Consider the following 17,757-nt stretch of genomic DNA (forward strand, 5'->3'; position numbering starts at 1 on the left):
CCGGCCGGAGGGATGAATTACCCTCATCTATATACCAGGACCATTGAGCAACTTGTACGACATGGCTCAGGAAAAAGACAACTCCGTCCTCACCCCGGAAGAAGCCATGAACCGGGCGCTGTTGGCCGAACAGGAAGCGGCGGAGGCGATTCGGCAGTGCGAGGCAGAAGCCGAGCAGCAGATTACCGATGCGCGGATACAGGCCCAGCGTATCGCCGAGCGCACCGATGAACGCATCAGCCGACTGCAGGAACGCTGCACCGTGGCAATCCGACACCGGGTCGACGCACTTTCCCATGAACAGGCACACCTCAAGACATCACACTCGCCTGAACACCGGAGCAGACTGCTGAAACAGGCGGTCCGACAGCTCGCCGAACAGCTGACCACTGCCGAGCGGGAGGAGCAGGATAGCGGCACACCATGAGTCGACTCCAGCGCTTCGCCTATGCCCAAACCCGTATTCAGGCCAGCCACGCCTGCTTCCCGGGTGACGCCGAATGGCAGCGCCTGGAGGCCATCACCCATACCGAACATCTGCTCGACCGGTTGCGAAACAGCCCTTTGCGTCCCTGGGTGAGCAGCCTGAACGCCCGGATGGATGCCCACCAGGTGGAGCGCATCCTTCGAGCCCATTGGCGGGAACATATCGAAACAGTGGCACTCTGGCAGCCCCCGGAGTGGCGGGCTGCCGTGCAGTGGACTAAACAGCTGGCGGATACCACCGTCCTCCAGCACCTCCTGGAACACTCTGTCATCGCCGAGTGGATACGAAGCGACCCGGCCTTGCGACCCTTCGCGCTGGACGATCCGGACCGGCGGATCCGGGCCCTTCGCGAATCGGCCTATGCCCCTATGATTCAGACGTGGCGCGGTGAGCCGCGGCACCTTATCAGTGGCTGGCATCGACGCTGGCGGGCCCTCTGGCCCCGTACCTCCGCCGGTGAACGTCAGGCGCTGGAATGGCTGGCCGGCCGGCTCCATGAGCAGCACGAGGTGCTGGCCTCCGGTGAACTGCACGACAGCCGTGCGGCACGCCAACGGCTGTTAACGGGTCTCCTGCCGGAGTTCCGACAGCGGACCTTCCAGCCGGCAGCCGCCTTTTTACATCTGGCCATCACTGCCATCCACCTGGAGCGGTTGCGGGGAGTCCTCCTGCGGCTGCTTCTGTTCGGAGGCGAACGGGTGGCGTGAGCGAGGCTGTCGAAACCACCAACGTAATCCGCCGTCCCGGCTTCACTCTGCGGCCGGTACCGGCACGCTGGTTCGAGCTCCTGACCTGGCGCGAGGATCTCACCCGGGCCGTGGAGGCCCTCGCCCGTACCAACCGGGTGGAACTGGACACCCGAAGCGAAACCGCCATACCGATCATGCTTCCGGATCTCCAGCAGCACCTGGAGGAGTACAACCGGCTGGCACAGCGTTTCCGCAACTACTGGCCCGAAGAGGGTCTGGCACCGTCCGAGATTCCGGGTGACCCCGGCGTGACGCTGGAGAAGGCCCTGCGGCAGCTGCAGAGCTGGCGCACTGCAGCCGAGCCGATCGTGCGCGAGATCGAATCCCTCCGCGGAGAGCGTGCCGAACTGGACCTGCTGCGGGAGATGCTGAGTGGGCTGATCGGCAATCGACTCAAACTTTCGCTTCTGCCTCACGCCGGGCCCGCCCTGAGCGCCCGCGCCTTTGTGCTGTCCCATAGTGGTTCAATGAGCCAAATGCCCCCAGGCATCATCGCCACGCGTAGCGCAGGCAGTCACCACGGTTTTCTGCTGGCCGTCGGACCGCCGGCCGAGATGGATGGGCTCGAACAGGAACTCGGCATGCTCAAGGGTCGACGCATACAACTGCCCACCTGGCTGGAGGCCGACCCGGGCGCGGCGATCATGCAGGTGGATAGTCGGCATTCGGAGATCGACGGGCAGATCAATGCACTGTACGGGCGACTGGAGGCACTGGAGGGTCAACACCGGTTACGCGCCGCACTCGGGGACATCGATCGCATCGAGTGGTTCCTGACCCATGTCGGGGAACTACCGGTCACGGAAAACTTCGCCTGGATCACCGGCTGGACTTCCGAACAGGATATCGGGCTGCTGGAAAAGAATCTGCAAAAGGCCGAAGTCCGCTCACTGCTGCGTTTTCCCGAACCGCCGGCCGACAAGACGCCACCGATGGTGCTGAGCAACCCCGTTTGGGCCCAGCCCTTCGAACTCTTCGCGCGACTGTTAGGCACACCGGCCGCCAATGAGGCCGATCCGAGCCGTTTGCTGGTATTCATCGTACCGCTACTGTTCGGCTACATGTTTGGCGATGTCGGCCAGGGACTGGTGCTGTTTCTGGTCGGGCTCTGGTTATGGAAACGCTATCCGGCATTGCGGCTTCTGGTACCCGGCGGATTGATGTCGATGCTGTTCGGCTTTCTGTTCGGCAGTGTCTTCAGCCGTGAGGATTGGCTGCCCGCACTCTGGCTTCGGCCACTGGAGGAACCTCTACTGCTGCTGGTGATCCCGCTTTTTGGAGGAGTGCTGCTGCTGGTTCTGGGGCTCGGCCTCAGCGGCATCGAATCGCATTGGCGCGGCGTCATCAGGCAGTGGTGGCTCCTCGATGCCCCGCTGTTGCTTCTCTACCTGGCGCTGGTGGCTCTGGTCATCACCCCCTATGCCGCGCTGGTGGCCTCGGGTGCAGCCCTGTGGTATTTCAGCGGACGGGTTTACCTCGCCGGGGGCGATCTGCGGGTGCTGGGCGCTGCCGTCGGCCGGCTGCTGGAAGCGATGCTGCAGTTGCTGATCAACACCCTCTCTTTTACCCGCGTCGGCGCCTTTGCACTGGCGCACGCCGGGCTCTCCGCGGCGGTGGTCGGACTGGCCGATGCCACGGGACACGCTGTTTTCTACGCCATTGTCATGATCGTTGGGAATATTATTATCATGGTACTGGAGGGGCTGGTCGTATCGGTCCAGATTACCCGACTGGTCCTTTTTGAATTCTTCATCCGTTTCCTGCGCGGCGAAGGACGCACTTTCCACCCGCTCACCGCCCCGGAAGGACGGAAGGAGAAAACCTGAACCAAAAATTCACCGCAAAGACGCAAAGGGCGCAAAGAACGGAATAAGCTCGACAGAAGAAGAGCAATCTCCGGATTCCGTTTCCGACCTTTTAGGCCAACAGGAGCTTACATGCGACACAGAATCCAGGAACCGCAACGGTGCACCGAGCCAACCGGCTACATCCGGGCTACACGATTTGAAGTTTCTTTGCGCTCTTTGCGCTTTTGCGGTTAGAAAAATCTAAAACAAGGAGCACTCAATGAATCGGCGATACAAGACCGCCCTGGGATTAATAATGGTGGCCGGGCTGTTCAGCCTCGTCGGCTCACTGATGCTGTTTGTTCCCGATGCGGTGCAGGCGGCCGAGACCGGGACTCCACCCTTGCCGGAAAGCGTGTTGCGCTGGGCATTCATGGCAGCCGCATTGGCCACCGGGCTCTCTTCACTGGCGGCGGGTTACGCCGTGGCCACCGTCGGCAGCGCCGCGATGGGTGCGCTCGTGGAGAAGCCGGAGCTGCTGGGCCGCGTCCTGGTGCTGGTAGGGTTGGCCGAGGGTATCGCCATCTACGGCCTGATCATCTCCATACTGATCCTGAACCGGGTCACCTGAGGTGACGGCACCGGTCTTCATCGGTGATGAACTGAGTGCAGCCGGCTACCGGTTGGCGGGCGTGCGAACCTGGACGCCCGACGACGAGGAGCTGCTGTCCGTCTTCCGTCGCGCCCGCGAAGAGGCGGATCTGATCCTGCTGAATGTCGAGTACGCCCGCCGTCTGCCCGCGGCGGAAGTCCAGGAGGCGCAGCGGGCGTTGCGGCCCCAACTGTTCATTGTTCCCGATATCCGCCATCAACACTCCATGCGCGATTTGCTCAGCCGCATTCACAACCAGTTGGGGATGCAGCCATGACGACACCGGCCGGCATTGTCGACGCCCAACTGCACTCACTGCTGGAGTTGATCGAGCAGCACCGCAACGAGCGCTGCCGGGCTATTTCCGAGCAGGCCGAAGAAAGACGCCGGGAACTGCTGACGGAGGCACACAGGCGAGCTCGCCAACAGATGCACCGGGCCATCCAGAGCGAACGTCGGCGTGCCCGGTCGGAACTGAACGCCGCCCGGGCGCGGCTACAGACCCGTGCCCGACAGCAGCAGTACCGCATCGCCCTCGGACTGCTGCACGAGGGATGGGACAGGCTTCAGGAGATCGTCCGGGAACGCTGGTCAACGGCTCAAAGCCGCCGTCTCTGGATTCGCGCACTGGTTGCCGAAGCGATGGTGGTGCTGCCGCAATCCCGTTGGCGGATCGAGCATCCGGTCGGCTGGGATCCATCGGAAATGGAACAGGAGACCGTACGCATCACCGCCTATTGCGAATCGCCCCCCGAGTGGGTAGCCCGGAACGATATCGAAGCCGGACTGCGCTTTTCCACCGATGGCGCCTGTCTGGACGGCAGTGCCGCGGGCCTGCTGACCGAACGCACCGCCCTCGAGGCGCGTCTGCTCGCCGAAGTCAATTCCCTGCTGGGAGAGGACATCCTCAGCGGACCGCCCGAACGGAATCCACAGCGCGATGAGTGAGGCGGTTCTCAGTCAGGTCAGCGGACCGGTGTTGCGGGCGAGACGCCGGGGCGATTTCTTCATCAACGAGGCGGTCGCCATCGGCGAGCGCCGACTGCTTGGCGAAGTAATCCGCATCGAAGGCGAGGAAATCGTGGTCCAGGTCTATGAAGACACCAGCGGCCTGCGGCCCGGCGTACCCGTGATTGGCAGCGAAATGCCGCTGGCCATCCGCGTGGGTCCGGCCCTCCTCGGCCGTATCTTCGATGGGCTACTCCGTCCCTTATCCATGGATATCGGCCACTACGTCCGACCCGGTCTGGCCGAGTTGGCGCCACGCACCTTTCACTTCGAGCCACGGGTGGAGGTGGGGCACGTCATCCCCCATGGCGGAGTATTCGGCCGGATCGTGGCGGACAGCGCCCGCGAGCAGCACGCCCTGCTGGCGCCGGATATCGGTGGACGGGTGGTGTCGATCGCCCCGGCGGGTGACATCCGCGACGATGAGATGGTGTGTGAACTGGAGACCGAGAGCGGTGTACGCCACAAGGCGGCACTGAGCCACTACTGGTCGGTCCGCAAAGGCCGGCCCGTGGCTGAACGTCTGCCGGCGGAGAAACCCCTGCTGACCGGCCAGCGGATCCTCGATTCCCTGTTCCCGGTCGCCCGCGGGGGCAAGGCCGCCCTGCCCGGCGGCTTCGGCACTGGCAAGACGGTGCTCCAGGAGAGCCTCGCCAAGTGGTGCGATGCCGACGTCATCGTCTATGTAGGCTGCGGCGAACGCGGTAACGAAATGGCCGGCGTACTGCACGAATTTCCCGAACTCGAAGACCCCCGCACCGGCCGGCCCTTGATGGAGCGTACGGTCATCATTGCCAACACCTCCAACATGCCGGTGGCCGCCCGCGAGGCCAGCATCTATACGGGACTGACGGTTGCCGAATATTTCCGCGACCAGGGTCTGCATGTGGCATTGATGGCGGATTCCACCAGCCGCTGGGCCGAGGCCCTGCGGGAGGTCTCCGGACGCCTGGGTGAACTGCCGGGCGAGGGCGGCTATCCGGCCTACCTTTCCAGCCGCCTCGCGGACTTTTATGAACGGGCGGCGCGGGTCACGACCCTCGGTGGCGATGAGGGTTCACTGACCCTGATCGGCGCCGTAAGTCCGCCCTCCGGTGATTTCTCCGAGCCGGTCACCACTCATACCAAACGTTATGTGCGCTGCTTCTGGGCCCTGGATCGGAGCCGCGCCCAATCGCGGTTTTTCCCGGCCGTGCACCCACTGACGTCCTATTCCGAAGATGTCGAGGACCTCACCCCCTGGTGGGAGCGCGAGGGCAATACCGAATGGCCCCGCATCCGGCGCCGTTTTCTGACGCTGGTGGAACAGCAGGCGCATATTGAACGCATGGCGCGCATCATCGGCAAGGATGCGCTGCCACCGAAACAGCGCCTCACGCTGCTGGCGGCCGAACTGGTCTCGGACGGATTTCTGCGCCAATCCTCTTTCTCACCGACAGACCGCTACTGTTCACCTGCAAGGCAGACCGCCATGATGCGACTCATCGATCACTTCATTACCCTGGCCGACAACGCCGTGGAGCGGGGAATCGATGTGGAACGCATTCAGAAAATGTCCATTCTGCGCCGGCTGCGACGCATGGGCGAGGAACTCGGCGACGACCAGCTGGCGCGCTACAAGCTGCTGGGAACCCGCCTGGAAGCCGAATTCGCCCACCTCGTCAGGGAGGCCGGGCATGCGGGGTAACCTCTACTCCAGCGGCAACATAACCCGCATCGATGGGCCACTGATCTTTCTCAAACGTTCCGTCAATGTCGGCCTCAACGAAGCAGTAGCGGTAATTGGCCGGGATGGTCAGCCACGTACCGGGCGTATTGCGGCCCTGGACGAGGAGTATATGACCGTCGAAGTGCTGGAGAGCACCGAAGGGCTTTCCCTCTCCAACACCCGGGTGCGTTTCACCGGTAGGACTCCCCACTTCGATGTGGGCCCCGGGATCCTCGGGCGCATCTTCGACGGAATCGGTCGGGTGCGCGACGGTGGACCACCGATACCGGCAGAGCACAGCCTGCGTATCGATGGCATGGCCATCAACCCTGCGGCACGCGGCAAACCCTCCGACTTCATTGAAACCGGCATCACCACGATCGATCTGATGAATAGCCTGGTGCGAGGCCAAAAATTGCCCATCTTTTCCGGCGGTGGCCTGCCTCATGATCGCATCGCAGTGCAGATTGCCGGTCGTGCCCGGTTGCGGGGCCAGGAAGCAGGCGACTTCGCCCTGGTCTTCGTGGGTATCGGCGTGCCCCACCATACGGCGGAAAGCTTCCGACAGGCGATGGAAAACAGCGGAGCCCTGGAGCACACGGTGATGTTTCTCAATCACGCCTCCGAGTCCAGTACGCAAAGGCTGCTGACACCCCGCTTCGCCCTAACCGCTGCCGAATACCTGGCATTCGTGGAGGGCCGGCATGTACTGGTGGTGATGACCGATATGACCAATTACTGCGAGGCACTGCGCGAGGTCTCGGCCTCCCACGGCGAGATCCCGAGTCGCAAGGGTTATCCGGGCTACATGTATTCAGACCTGGCCGCCCTCTACGAGCGGGCGGGCACCCTGAGGGATCACTCCGGATCGCTGACACAGCTACCCATCCTTACCATGCCGTCGGATGACATCAGCCATCCCATTCCGGACCTCACCGGCTACATCACCGAGGGGCAGATCGTCCTCGACCGGGGCCTGGACCGAAAGGGGATCTATCCGCCGGTCCAGGTACTACCTAGCCTTTCACGGCTGATGAAGGATGGAACCGGTGAAGGCTATACCGATCCCGACCACCCGGCACTGGCCAGCCAAATCTATGCCGCTTATGCCCGGGCCGCACAGGTACGGGTGCTCGCCTCGGTGGTGGGTGAAGAGGGTTTGCCAGCTGTCGACCGCCAGTATCTGGCATTCGGCGATGCCTTCGAAACGGCCATCATTCACCAGGAGGATTCCCGTACACTCGAGGAGAGCATGGCCGCCGCCTGGCGGTTGCTGAACATGCTGCCCCGGGACGAGCTGAGCCGTCTTTCGGACGCCCAGGTAGAAAAACATCTGACCGCCTGATCTTTTGCGAAGCTTTAAGTGATTACCCAAAAATCCGGCAGCAAGGTCAAGGACCACGAAGGGACAGACGCCAGATCATCAGTTTTCTTGCGCTCCTGGCACCTTCGCCTACAGGGATGTAGGTGAGGGGCGAGAGCACGACTGCATGGAGGCAGGAGGTAGAGCAATGCAGGAGCAATTGCCGAGAAGCGGAAGCTTTGCGGTAAATGAGTGGAAGATTGAGGCAGGAGGTTTCGATGGCAGATGCTGGAGGACTTACACCGACACCCTCGGTTTTGCAGGAACTTCAGAATGAACGCCTGGTGGTTCAGGAAGGCTACGGTTTTCTGGATGAAAAGCGTCTGCTACTGGCGGCCGAGATCCTGCGCCAGCTCGACCGCTACAGGCACCTGCATCGGGAATATCTCGAACTGCATGAATCGGCCGCCGGGGCCCTGCGGGAGGCCGTGGTCCGGCACGGGCTGGAAGGGCTGCAGATCTATCCGCCGGCCACCGACCTCGAATCGGCCGAACTGCAGGGGGAAAGCCGTACCGTACTCGGCGTCACCGTCACGGACAGCCGGCTGCACGGCGAGACCAACCTGTCACCACCCCCCGCCGCCGATCCCTCTCCGGAGGCCCGCCGGTGCCGGGACCTTTTCAATGAACTGGTCAAACGCAGCGCCCCGCTTGCCGCCATCACCGGAAATCTCGAGCGGCTACTGGACGAGTACCGCCGCACCGAGCGCCGTGCCCGTGCCCTGGAAGATGTGTTGCTGCCCGAGATCGAACATCAACTGCGCGAGGTATCCACCCGCCTGGAGGAGCTGGACCAGGAGGAGACCGTCCGCACCCGCCTCAGTTTACGGTGACAGTGTGCGGTTGAAGAGCACTACGCCGGGTGCCATCGATACGCTCTGGACGACTACCGGCCGCGGGTGGCAAACGAGCGTGCCCGGAGACCGTCGAGCCCCGCCTTCACCTCCTCCATGGGGGCACTGAGGATCTCGGGGCTGTAGGCGACTTCAATGAACTGGGCCATGACTTCGTCCTCCTCGTTGAGGTGAGTAACGAACCACACGCCGGGAATACCGCTCTCACGAATGTGGGTCAGCCCCACCCCCTCCACTTCGGCCATGACCTCGCCTTCACCAAGTGCCTCGTTGAGCAGTTCATAATCCGCATCGGTCAGCGGCAGGCTGCCGAGATCGATGCTGGACTCCTCCCCCTTCTCCAGCAAATCGCGAAGCATCTGTTCGAGTTCGAGCAAAATCGCCCGTGCATGACCACCCTCGGCCCGGACGTTCGCTGTGTGTTCGATCCTGGTCCGGACGTCATCCATCGAATATACGGCCGCCACCCGCGGGAGAGGCGCCACGGAACATGCCGCTATCCCCCGAAAATAATGGTTCTGAATTACGCGATCGCATGGGTGTCCTTCACTCGCTCTGCGGATTGTTGCCGAGTCGGGCAACAGGCAGTGACAGAGACGGAAAATCTGTCTCTCCGTGGCATTTGCGGAAATGCCCTCTGCGCTGAACTCAACCTATAACACTGGATCGTCCCTTGTTCCAGTCGCCCGGCAATTGCCAATCAGCCCTGGCTCATGACTATACTGTGGAGCATTGCAGTTGCAAACATGCGGTTACAGGCCCCGGCATCCCGATGGAAAATCGTCACACTTATGCATGAACTCTCCGTCTGTCAGGGAATGCTCGGTCAGGTGAGCAATATCGCCCGGGAGCATGGCGCGGAATCCGTCAGCCGCATAACCGTGCGCATCGGCCCCCTCTCGGGAGTGGAGCCACGACTGCTGAAGGAGGCCTTCACCATTGCCCGCATGGGCAGCGTGGCCGCGGAAGCCGAGTTGCTTATCGAAGAGCTTTCGGTACGAGTCCACTGTAGCCAGTGCGGCGCGGATAGTAACGTGACGTCGAACCGGCTGGTTTGTGCCAATTGCGGCGACTGGCAGACACAACTTGTCAGCGGTGACGAACTGTTGCTGGCGAGCGTGGAACTCAACAACCCGACTCATGAAGAACCGCTCTCGCCAGGCCTGCAAAGCGAATCCCGATGAATGCTGCAGCGACAGTGAACTCGGCGGCCTCTGCAGCGCTGCGAGCCCTACCCCCGCTTCGCAGCTCCGAAGCAGTGAAGAACTGGCAACCACGGGAACACGGGGCGCACGGGGGAGAAAAAACCCGGACAAGCTGTTTTACCCCGTGGTTCGAAAAGACTGAATAAAGGAAATCAGTGATGTGTGATACCTGCGGCTGCAACATAACGTCCGGCAATCTTCATTTGGCGCAAGAGGCGCACGGCAATGATGGGCGCAATGCCGTCGAGGTGCTGACCGGACTTCTCTCGGCAAACGATCACAAGGCCCTGCACAATCGGGCACATCTGGACGCACACGGCGTGTTGGCCGTTAACCTGATGTCTTCACCCGGCGCGGGCAAGACCGCCCTGCTGGAGGCCACCATCGAGGCTGTCGGCGAGCGCTACAATGTAGCGGTGATCGAGGGCGACCTGGAGACCGAGAACGACGCCCGGCGGATTCGGGCCAAGGGAGTCCCGGCAGTACAGATCACCACCGGAACCGCCTGCCACCTGGATGCCCACCTGGTGCATGATGCACTTCATGAACTGAAGCTGGAGGGATTGGATATTCTCTTTATCGAGAACGTCGGCAACCTCGTCTGTCCGGCAAGTTTCGATCTGGGCCAGCACAGCAACGTCACCCTGCTTTCGGTCACCGAGGGCGATGACAAGCCGGCAAAATATCCGGTCATGTTTCGTGCCTCCGACCTGATGCTGGTCACCAAATCGGACCTCCTACCGTACCTGGATGACTTCCAACCGGAACGGGCCGAGCACTGCCTGAGGGAACTGGCCAGCGAGGTGCCGATGCTGACCCTCTCGGCCCGCAAGGCGGAGAGTCTCACCGAGTGGATCCATTGGCTCGACCAGCGCCTGATCGCCCACCGGACTGCCCTGTCCGAACGCCCTGCAGGAACACACCACCACCTGGGTTAACCACGGGGCGCACGGGGAATCCCGGGAGTTAAACCCCCGGTGCGCTCTTTGTGTGCCCCGTGGGTGCTTTTTCTTTCCGCGAGCCTAGTCAGAGGCCGCGATCGGCCAACCAGCGCCAGAACCACCCCTCCGGACGCTCCTCGCCGGTGAGCAGATAGCGCAGGGTGTTGGGGTTACTCAGGGTCCAGGCGATTCGTCGTGCCGTCCCGGAGCTGCCGCAAAAAAGGATTCGATCACCACTTCGCAGAACAAAATCGGGCTTGGGGATTACAAAAGTGGCGCTCCCCCGTGCCAGCATCAAGGGGATGCAGGGCAGCTCCTCGTTTCTATCCCCCGGGTCATGCAGCAGCAATCCGAGTCGGACCGATTCCGCCCCGGTCAGTGCCTCACGTACGGCTGGTGCCTGTTCCCGATCCAGCGTTATCGTCCAGATCTCCGGGACCAGATCACCGGTGACAGCGCTGATTCGGCTTACCAGTTCGTTGGCCCAGTCGTTACTCCGGGTGCGGGTTTCACGAAGGAATTCCGTAAGCAGCGGAGTGGTCAGGGTAGCCAGTATTTTGCGGGCAATGATCTCGCTCCGCTCCATCACCAGATCGAGCCGGGCAGCCTCGAAAATGACATCATTGTCCTGCCGATTCTGCCGTGCGACGCGAAACAGGTGGGGATTGATCTCGCCGGCGGTCATGACAATCGACAGGTTGTTGGCGTCGTCATCGGTGCCGGCAACGATTCCCGCAGCCTGGTCGATGCCCGCTGCCTCAAGGGTTTCCGCTTCAGTGCCCCGCCCCACCACACAAAACCCGGTACATCCGGTGCCTTCCGGATCCGCTTCAATGACGACACTCTCCACCCCCTCCCCTTCCAGGCTGGACTGCACCGCTTTTCCGAACCGGCCATAGCCACAGAGGATCCAGGCCCCGTGCGGAGGATAGAGCGGCATCGGCAGCGGGCTGTTGGGGATACCGGTCAGCCACTCCTCCAGCAGATGCGTACCGGGAGAGTGCAGAGCCAGGGCCAGCCGTTCACCGAAACTGTCAAAAGGATTGATGATGTATTCGGTCCCGAAGGAGGCCATATTGGCCTCTGCGGCATGAGATTGAGCGCGGCAGATCACCAGAAGATCGGGACTCAGCAGCTTGCTGGTGATTGCGATCTCGAGATTGATCTGGTCATCGTTGGTCAGGGCCACCACACCCCGGCAACATTCGTGTTTCAGTCCCGCCTCCAGCAGCGCAGCGGGGACGCTGGCATCGGCGCAAAGCCCCGGCACATAACCAGCCAGGGTCTGCAGTTTCAGCTCGTTGATACGCTCCTGATCCAGGTCGATTACCACCGAATGGAGGCCGCGCCGATCCATGGACCGCACCAGCATCCTGCCGGTGTCGCCATAACCGGCGATGATGAAATAAGGTTCGTTGATGCGTTTCACCGCCCGACTGAAATTGCGTTTGGTCACCACCCGCCGGAAGGTGACGTCCTGCACCGTGGTGAGGATCTTGCCGATGGCATAGAGCCAGGTGATGACCGTCAGGTAGATCGAGAATGCCGTCCAGAGGCGCTGCGCGGGTGTAAATTCGTAGGGGAGCTCGCCGAAACCGATGGTCGTGGCCATGTAGCTCACGAAATAGAAGGCATGGAAAAAATCCATGTGCCATTCCGCACCCTGCGCATCCCGGCCCGGGATCAGTACCAGACCCAGAATGGAAATGGCATAGGCGACGATGAGCGCCACCAGCGGCGCCCGCATGCGGCGCAGAATGAGAAAAACGATGGGATCCACGGTCCGTCAGCGGCGCAGGTTGACGGTTTCGGCGATGAGCAGGGTCACCGACGTCACGTTGGCCAGCATCGCCCCTCCGGCGAGTGAAACGATGCTGCTCATGGTACCGGGGCTGATACCGGCATCGGTCACCTGCCAGGCAAAACCCCAAATTACCGCGGCAGCCAGCAACTGCAAGTCGGCCACCAGGCTGGTAGCGAGCAGTACCGCGCCCATCTGGGTACGATCACCAAACTTGAGCACCGTGGCGATCAGATTGACCACAATCGCCGCGAACAGCTCATAGACATTGTGGTGGTGGGGATTATCGATTTCGCCGACGAAAAAACCGAAATTGAGTGTCAGCGCCAGTACGATGAAAAATCCGAAGACGACCTTTTCGAGGTTCATTGTTATCGGCCTTCCGGTTAGGGGCATGCATTAAGTGTATAGAGTCCTTGTCCTCAGACAAATGGAGGACACACCTTCGTAAGAGATTGGCTTCAGGTGCGGCAGACCGCCAGGAGTCAGTCGCAGGAGGCGAGGCGGTGTGCCCGGCGGGTGGTCTCGGGCAGGCGATAGCGCGTGGTACAGGCCATCACCCACTCCACCGCATGTTCCAGCCCCATCCGGTGACCGGGTGAAATAAAAAGCGGTTTGACGCGGGATCGCGTGCGCAGTACCGCGCCGATACGCTCCCCCCTGTCCACCAGCGGCACCGACTCCCCGCGCCCCTCGGGCACCGCATCATGCGTTCCCACCAGGCGTGTCTTTGCCACGCCGATAGCCGGCACATCGAGCAGCACGCCAAGGTGACTGGCAATCCCGAAGCGACGCGGATGGGCAATACCCTGCCCGTCGCAGAGCAGAAGATCGGGGCGACTATCCAGCCGCGCCATCGCCTCCAGGACCGCCGGAACCTCCCGAAACGACAGCAGACCGGGAATGTAGGGCATCCGAGTGGGCTGCCGGGCAATAGCATGCTCGTGCAACTCCAGGGAGGGATAGGCCAGCACGGCCACCGCCGCCCGAGTAATCGTATTCCGCGCCTCGAAACCCACATCGACGCCCGCCACCCAGCGGATCTCCCCGTACCGATCAGTGATCTCCACCCGGCCGCGGAGCTCCTGCTGAAGCGCAATCGCCTCCTTGGGCGTCAAATCCCAGCGATGTTCGAAAACGGGATGTAGTGCCAAGCCGGCACCTCGATTTAAATTCTAAAACCACAGAGGACACAGAGGACAGATTGTAATACGAAGAATGGCAAATCGGATCAACGCATCTCACATGCAGAATGACCCCAACGTTCACCTCTCACCTCTCACCTCTCGCCGCTCGCCACTAGCTACTCGCCACTAGCCACTCGAGACTAGCCACTCACCCGTCTCTTGCCGTTAGAATGGCGCTTTTTCCGGCATAGACAGCAATCATGAGCGATAAGAGTCCGTTTATCTTCGACGCCGACGTCGACAACTTCAATGAAACCGTCATCGAGGCCTCCCGCGAAACGCCCATCCTGGTGGACTTTACCGCGGACTGGTGCGGCCCCTGCCTCTCCCTCGGGCCCATTCTCGAACGGGTGATTCCTGAATACCAGGGGGCAGTCATCCTGGCCAAGGTGGATGCAGACGAAAACATGAAGCTTTGTGGCCATTACGGTCTGCGCGGCTTCCCCACCGTGCTGCTGTTTCGTGATGGTGAAGAAATGGAGCGCTTCAGCGGCGCCCAGTCCCCCTCCTTCGTGCGTGATTTCGTCGACCGGAATATCGACTGATCCGGCGCATCGTCTGGAACGAATCGCCGTCACACCGTTCCGGTCGGCAACGGGTGCCCCAACCTGCTGCGGCGCCGGGTGCTATCCTGCACCTCCATGGAGAAGCGGAAAATCGGGGCTGACCCTCTCCCATGTCTTGAGAACTGCCGTCGATGTTTCTGGAATTGCACAACCTTGCCAAAGAGTATCTGGAGGGTAAGCACCGACGCACGGTGTTTTCCCACCTGGACCTCGGGGTGGCATCCGGTGAACGGATCGTCCTGCTGGGCCGCAGCGGCTCGGGGAAGTCGACGCTGCTGAATCTGATCAGCGGTATCGATCTGCCCTCCGCCGGAGAGATCCGGGTGGGTGAGGCGCAGCTGACTACGATGAACGAGTCGCAACGAACCCGCTTCCGGCGTCGGCATATCGGTTTTGTCTATCAGTCCTTCAACCTGATACCGACCCTCACGGTGGAGGAGAACGTGCGCCTTCCGCTGGAACTGAACGGCCGACGATCGGAAACTGAACTGCGGCGTGCGGCCGATCTTCTGGAACGTGTGGAACTGGGTGACCGGCTCGACAGCTTCCCCGACACCCTCTCGGGCGGCGAACAGCAGCGGGTGGCACTCGCCCGCGCCCTGGCTCACCAACCGGCTCTGCTGCTGGCGGACGAGCCGACCGGCAATCTCGATGCAGAGACCGGGGCCCGCATGCTGCAGCTGATCGACGAACTAACCCGGGAGGAGCGTGTCACCCTGCTCATGGTCAGTCACGGCACCGAAGCCTTGCCACTGGCCGATCGGGTGCTGCGGCTCGAACAGGGTCGGCTGCTGGAGGGACTGCGGGAGCCACGGCCTTGACCCCTACACTCTGGCTGTCGGGGTTACGCTATCACCTCCGTCACCGCTGGCAGCTGGTTCTGGCAGTAGTGGGCATTGCTCTCGGGGTGGCGGTGGTGGTCGCCGTGGATCTGGCCAACGAGAGTGCACGGCGTGCATTCGCCCTCTCCATGGAGAGTATTGCCGGACAAGCCACCCACCAGATCGTAGGCAGCCCCCTCGGCATCGACGAAGCGCTGTACGCCCGCCTGCGCAGTGAGGGCCTGCACCCTTCCGCGCCCGTGGTCGAGGGGTTCGCCGAAAGCCGCGGACGCACCTTTCGTCTGCTGGGGCTGGATCCCTTTGCCGAACCGCCGTTTCGACCCCACCTCTCCTTCCGAAGCCGCAGCGAGATCGATCTCAACCGCCTGCTGACCGAACCCGGAACGGTGGTGATCAGCCGCTCCAATCTTCGTGAGCTGGAACTCGGCAGCGGCGATTCGCTGGAGCTGGACATCGGCGGCCGACCGGCCGTGGTGAAGATTGCCGGGACCATGGATTCGGACGATCGGATGGAGCGGCAGGCGCTGGATGGCATGCTGGTCGCCGATATCGCCACCGCACAGGAACTGCTCGACATGGTGGGACGGCTCAGCCATATCGATCTCATCCTCGAACCGGCCGAAGTCGAGCCCATACGGACACGGCTTCCCTCCGGGATTCACCTCCAGCGCGCCGAAAACCGTACCCGGGTAATGGAGCAGATGACCCGCGCCTTCTCGGTCAACCTCACGGCGCTCAGCCTGCTGGCACTGCTGGTGGGTCTGTTCCTGATCTACAACACCATGACCTTCTCGGTTGTGCAGCGCCGCCCGCTGCTCGGCAATCTGCGCGCCCTGGGTGCGAGCCGCCGGGAGATCTTTTGGCTCATTGCCGGCGAAGCCCTGTTCCTGGGGGCGGTGGGCACGGCCATCGGGATCGGCGTGGGCATCGCTCTCGCCCAGGGATTGCTGGGACTGGTCACCCGCACCATCAATGACCTCTATTTCGTCCTTAATGTCACCGCGCTGACCGTCACACCGACGGCTCTCGCCAAAGCAGTACTGCTGGGACTGGGGGCGACCCTGGCCGCAGCCGTTGCACCGGCCCTCGAGGCGACCCGCACCCCGCCCCGGCTGATCACCACCCGCTCCCGGGAGGAGATCCGCTACCGCACGGTCGCACCTCGGGCGGCCGCCATCGGCGGGGTGGCCATGGCGACCGGCGGCCTGCTCCTGCTCTACCCCTCGCAGGCCCTGGCTCCGGGATTCATCGCCCTGTTCCTGATCATCCTCGGTTTCGCACTGGGCGTGCCCTGGATCACCGGAAACATCGTGGCCCTCGCAGAGCGGCTCGGTCGCCGCCGGCTCGCAACACCGGAGCGACTCGCCCTGCGGGGCGTTCGCGCATCGTTGAGCCGCACCGCCGTGGCAATCGCCGCCCTGGCGGTAGCCGTATCGGTCAGCGTCGGCATGGCGGTGATGGTGGAGAGCTTCCGGCAAACCGTACACCAGTGGCTGCAGTTCACTCTTCAGGCCGACATCTATGTCTCTCCCGGTTCGGCGGTCTCGGCCCGCCGCTCGCCGCCGCTGCTCCCGGAGGTGATTTCGCGCGTGCGACAGACCTCCGGCGTCGCCGACCTCTCCACCTACCGTGGCCTTGAGGTGGGCAGCGAATTCGGTCCGATACAGCTGCAGGCACTACACCTCAACCAGCAGAGCCGCACCGGTTACCGGTTCCGGTCCGGGGAGCCGAAACGGATCTGGCCCGCCTTCGAAGAGGGCGCCGTCCTGGTCTCCGAGCCATTCGCGCATCGCTCCCAAGTAGTGCCCGGTGACCGGCTGAACCTCGATACCGCTAGCGGGGCCCGGACGTTTCCGATCGCGGGTATCTTCTACGACTACGAGAGCGACCGCGGCACGGTGGTGATGGCCCGCGCGGTCTACGAGCAGTGGTTCGCGGACCAGACGGTAAGCGGCTTGGGGGTTTACCTGGAGCCGGGGGCCGATGTGGAGCAGACCATGGAGCGTCTGCAGAGCCGGGTGTCCGATCTGCAAGGCGTGAGAATCCGCTCCAACCGGGATATCCGGGAGGCTTCCCTGGCCATCTTCGATCGCACCTTCACCATCACCGAGATCCTGCGCCTGCTGGCAGTGGCCGTCGCCTTCACCGGGGTGTTCAGCGCCCTGATGGCGCTCCAGCTGGAGAAGGCACGGGAGTTCGCCATCCTGCGGGCGATCGGCATGACGCCGGGCGAATTATGGCGCCTGGTTACGCTCCAGACCGGTGTGATGGGGCTGATTGCCGGACTCCTGGCCCTGCCCCTGGGTCTGCTGCTCGCCGCCATCCTGATCGAGGTCATCAACCGGCGCGCCTTCGGCTGGACGCTCTGGCTGCAACTCCCCCCGGAGGCGCTGATCCAGGGAGTGCTGCTCGCGGTGGCCGCCGCCCTGCTGGCGGGGCTCTATCCCGCCCATCGCCTGGCCTCCTCGCCACCGGCCACGGCACTACAGGAGGAGTAGCCAAATGAAAAAACGGTCCATAGGGCATGGCACAACAATGCACCACTGAGACGCAGAGGGCGCGGAGGAACAACATGAAAACTTTTCAGTCATTCAATTCTCTGCGTTC

18 protein-coding genes are annotated in these 17,757 nt (G+C 62.5%); 14 read left to right on the forward strand and 4 right to left on the reverse strand.

Going from position 1 to position 17,757, the window contains the following annotated elements; all coding sequences use genetic code 11:
• Positions 1–61 precede the first annotated feature (61 nt).
• The 9 genes from BLP65_RS01780 to BLP65_RS01820 all read left to right on the forward strand — a co-directional run bounded on the left by BLP65_RS01780 (position 62) and on the right by BLP65_RS01820 (position 8,587).
• Positions 62–427 (forward strand): hypothetical protein, encoded by a 366-nt coding sequence (locus BLP65_RS01780; RefSeq protein WP_139181395.1) that lies wholly within the window; start codon positions 62–64, stop codon positions 425–427.
• Positions 424–1,194, forward strand: coding sequence for a hypothetical protein (locus tag BLP65_RS01785; protein ID WP_092991981.1), 771 nt, complete (start codon positions 424–426; stop codon positions 1,192–1,194). Before BLP65_RS01780 ends, BLP65_RS01785 begins: the two co-directional genes overlap by 4 nt.
• Complete coding sequence (locus BLP65_RS01790) at positions 1,191–3,062, forward strand: V-type ATPase 116kDa subunit family protein (protein WP_092991983.1); 1,872 nt, start codon at positions 1,191–1,193, stop codon at positions 3,060–3,062. The genes BLP65_RS01785 and BLP65_RS01790 overlap by 4 nt, the downstream gene beginning before the upstream one ends.
• A 241-nt stretch (positions 3,063–3,303) precedes the next feature.
• Positions 3,304–3,654 (forward strand): ATP synthase subunit C, encoded by a 351-nt coding sequence (locus tag BLP65_RS01795; protein ID WP_092991985.1) that lies wholly within the window; start codon positions 3,304–3,306, stop codon positions 3,652–3,654.
• A 1-nt stretch (position 3,655) separates the two neighbouring features.
• Entirely contained in the window at positions 3,656–3,952 is a 297-nt protein-coding gene (locus BLP65_RS01800; RefSeq protein WP_092991987.1) for a V-type ATP synthase subunit F, read from the forward strand.
• The gene (locus tag BLP65_RS01805; protein WP_092991989.1) at positions 3,949–4,623 is read left to right on the forward strand and encodes a hypothetical protein; all 675 of its coding nucleotides are present in this window, start codon (positions 3,949–3,951) and stop codon (positions 4,621–4,623) included. The genes BLP65_RS01800 and BLP65_RS01805 overlap by 4 nt, the downstream gene beginning before the upstream one ends.
• Positions 4,616–6,370, forward strand: coding sequence for a V-type ATP synthase subunit A (locus BLP65_RS01810; RefSeq protein ID WP_092991991.1), 1,755 nt, complete (start codon positions 4,616–4,618; stop codon positions 6,368–6,370). Before BLP65_RS01805 ends, BLP65_RS01810 begins: the two co-directional genes overlap by 8 nt.
• Positions 6,360–7,736, forward strand: coding sequence for a V-type ATP synthase subunit B (locus BLP65_RS01815; protein ID WP_092991993.1), 1,377 nt, complete (start codon positions 6,360–6,362; stop codon positions 7,734–7,736). The genes BLP65_RS01810 and BLP65_RS01815 overlap by 11 nt, the downstream gene beginning before the upstream one ends.
• A gap of 236 nt (positions 7,737–7,972) precedes the next feature.
• Positions 7,973–8,587 carry a V-type ATP synthase subunit D gene (locus tag BLP65_RS01820; protein WP_092991995.1) on the forward strand — a complete coding sequence of 205 codons (615 nt, stop codon included), beginning with the start codon at positions 7,973–7,975 and terminating at the stop codon, positions 8,585–8,587.
• Between the two features lie 53 nt (positions 8,588–8,640).
• Here BLP65_RS01820 and BLP65_RS01825 read toward each other — a convergent pair whose 3' ends face one another.
• On the reverse strand, positions 8,641–9,057 hold the full coding sequence (locus BLP65_RS01825; protein ID WP_092991997.1) for a hydrogenase expression/formation C-terminal domain-containing protein: 417 nt from the start codon (positions 9,055–9,057) through the stop codon (positions 8,641–8,643).
• Between the two features lie 342 nt (positions 9,058–9,399).
• Between BLP65_RS01825 and BLP65_RS01830 the strand changes: the two genes are divergently transcribed.
• Together BLP65_RS01830 and hypB are read left to right on the forward strand one after the other, a co-directional pair.
• Positions 9,400–9,792: a hydrogenase maturation nickel metallochaperone HypA/HybF gene (locus BLP65_RS01830; protein ID WP_092991999.1), complete on the forward strand. Its 393-nt coding sequence runs from the start codon at positions 9,400–9,402 to the stop codon at positions 9,790–9,792.
• Positions 9,793–9,971: 179 nt separating this feature from the next.
• Positions 9,972–10,751 carry a hydrogenase nickel incorporation protein HypB gene (hypB, locus tag BLP65_RS01835; RefSeq protein WP_092992001.1) on the forward strand — a complete coding sequence of 260 codons (780 nt, stop codon included), beginning with the start codon at positions 9,972–9,974 and terminating at the stop codon, positions 10,749–10,751.
• Between the two features lie 88 nt (positions 10,752–10,839).
• Here hypB and BLP65_RS01840 read toward each other — a convergent pair whose 3' ends face one another.
• The 3 genes from BLP65_RS01840 to nfi form a co-directional block, all read right to left on the reverse strand.
• Positions 10,840–12,501, reverse strand: coding sequence for a potassium channel family protein (locus tag BLP65_RS01840; protein WP_175452408.1), 1,662 nt, complete (start codon positions 12,499–12,501; stop codon positions 10,840–10,842).
• Between the two features lie 39 nt (positions 12,502–12,540).
• Positions 12,541–12,924, reverse strand: a complete 384-nt coding sequence (locus BLP65_RS01845; protein WP_092992005.1) for a DUF6394 family protein — start codon at positions 12,922–12,924, stop codon at positions 12,541–12,543.
• A 116-nt stretch (positions 12,925–13,040) separates the two neighbouring features.
• On the reverse strand, positions 13,041–13,709 hold the full coding sequence (gene nfi, locus BLP65_RS01850) for a deoxyribonuclease V (protein WP_092992007.1): 669 nt from the start codon (positions 13,707–13,709) through the stop codon (positions 13,041–13,043).
• 233 nt (positions 13,710–13,942) lie between these two features.
• On the opposite strand from nfi, the gene BLP65_RS01855 reads away from it, so the two are divergent.
• The 3 genes from BLP65_RS01855 (at position 13,943) to BLP65_RS01865 (ending at position 17,648) form a co-directional block, all read left to right on the forward strand.
• A complete protein-coding gene (locus tag BLP65_RS01855; RefSeq protein WP_092992009.1) occupies positions 13,943–14,287 on the forward strand; it encodes a thioredoxin family protein in 345 nt (114 codons plus the stop codon).
• Positions 14,288–14,439: 152 nt separating this feature from the next.
• Complete coding sequence (locus tag BLP65_RS01860; RefSeq protein ID WP_092992011.1) at positions 14,440–15,129, forward strand: ABC transporter ATP-binding protein; 690 nt, start codon at positions 14,440–14,442, stop codon at positions 15,127–15,129.
• Positions 15,126–17,648, forward strand: coding sequence for an ABC transporter permease (locus BLP65_RS01865; protein ID WP_092992013.1), 2,523 nt, complete (start codon positions 15,126–15,128; stop codon positions 17,646–17,648). The genes BLP65_RS01860 and BLP65_RS01865 overlap by 4 nt, the downstream gene beginning before the upstream one ends.
• Positions 17,649–17,757 lie beyond the last annotated feature (109 nt).

This window comes from Thiohalomonas denitrificans (assembly GCF_900102855.1).
GTDB classification, from domain to species: domain Bacteria; phylum Pseudomonadota; class Gammaproteobacteria; order Thiohalomonadales; family Thiohalomonadaceae; genus Thiohalomonas; species Thiohalomonas denitrificans.

Excerpts from the sequence above, each read along its gene's own strand:
- BLP65_RS01780 (WP_139181395.1), top strand. The coding sequence starts at position 62 with ATGGCTCAGGAAAAAGACAACTCCGTCCTCACCCCGGAAGAAGCCATG.
- BLP65_RS01785 (WP_092991981.1), top strand. The coding sequence starts at position 424 with ATGAGTCGACTCCAGCGCTTCGCCTATGCCCAAACCCGTATTCAGGCC.
- BLP65_RS01795 (WP_092991985.1), top strand. The coding sequence starts at position 3,304 with ATGAATCGGCGATACAAGACCGCCCTGGGATTAATAATGGTGGCCGGG.
- BLP65_RS01805 (WP_092991989.1), top strand. The coding sequence starts at position 3,949 with ATGACGACACCGGCCGGCATTGTCGACGCCCAACTGCACTCACTGCTG.
- BLP65_RS01810 (WP_092991991.1), top strand. The coding sequence starts at position 4,616 with ATGAGTGAGGCGGTTCTCAGTCAGGTCAGCGGACCGGTGTTGCGGGCG.
- BLP65_RS01815 (WP_092991993.1), top strand. The coding sequence starts at position 6,360 with ATGCGGGGTAACCTCTACTCCAGCGGCAACATAACCCGCATCGATGGG.
- BLP65_RS01820 (WP_092991995.1), top strand. The coding sequence starts at position 7,973 with ATGGCAGATGCTGGAGGACTTACACCGACACCCTCGGTTTTGCAGGAA.
- BLP65_RS01825 (WP_092991997.1), bottom strand. The coding sequence starts at position 9,057 with ATGGATGACGTCCGGACCAGGATCGAACACACAGCGAACGTCCGGGCC.
- BLP65_RS01830 (WP_092991999.1), top strand. The coding sequence starts at position 9,400 with ATGCATGAACTCTCCGTCTGTCAGGGAATGCTCGGTCAGGTGAGCAAT.
- hypB (WP_092992001.1), top strand. The coding sequence starts at position 9,972 with ATGTGTGATACCTGCGGCTGCAACATAACGTCCGGCAATCTTCATTTG.
- BLP65_RS01840 (WP_175452408.1), bottom strand. The coding sequence starts at position 12,501 with ATGCGGGCGCCGCTGGTGGCGCTCATCGTCGCCTATGCCATTTCCATT.
- BLP65_RS01845 (WP_092992005.1), bottom strand. The coding sequence starts at position 12,924 with ATGAACCTCGAAAAGGTCGTCTTCGGATTTTTCATCGTACTGGCGCTG.
- BLP65_RS01855 (WP_092992009.1), top strand. The coding sequence starts at position 13,943 with ATGAGCGATAAGAGTCCGTTTATCTTCGACGCCGACGTCGACAACTTC.
- BLP65_RS01860 (WP_092992011.1), top strand. The coding sequence starts at position 14,440 with ATGTTTCTGGAATTGCACAACCTTGCCAAAGAGTATCTGGAGGGTAAG.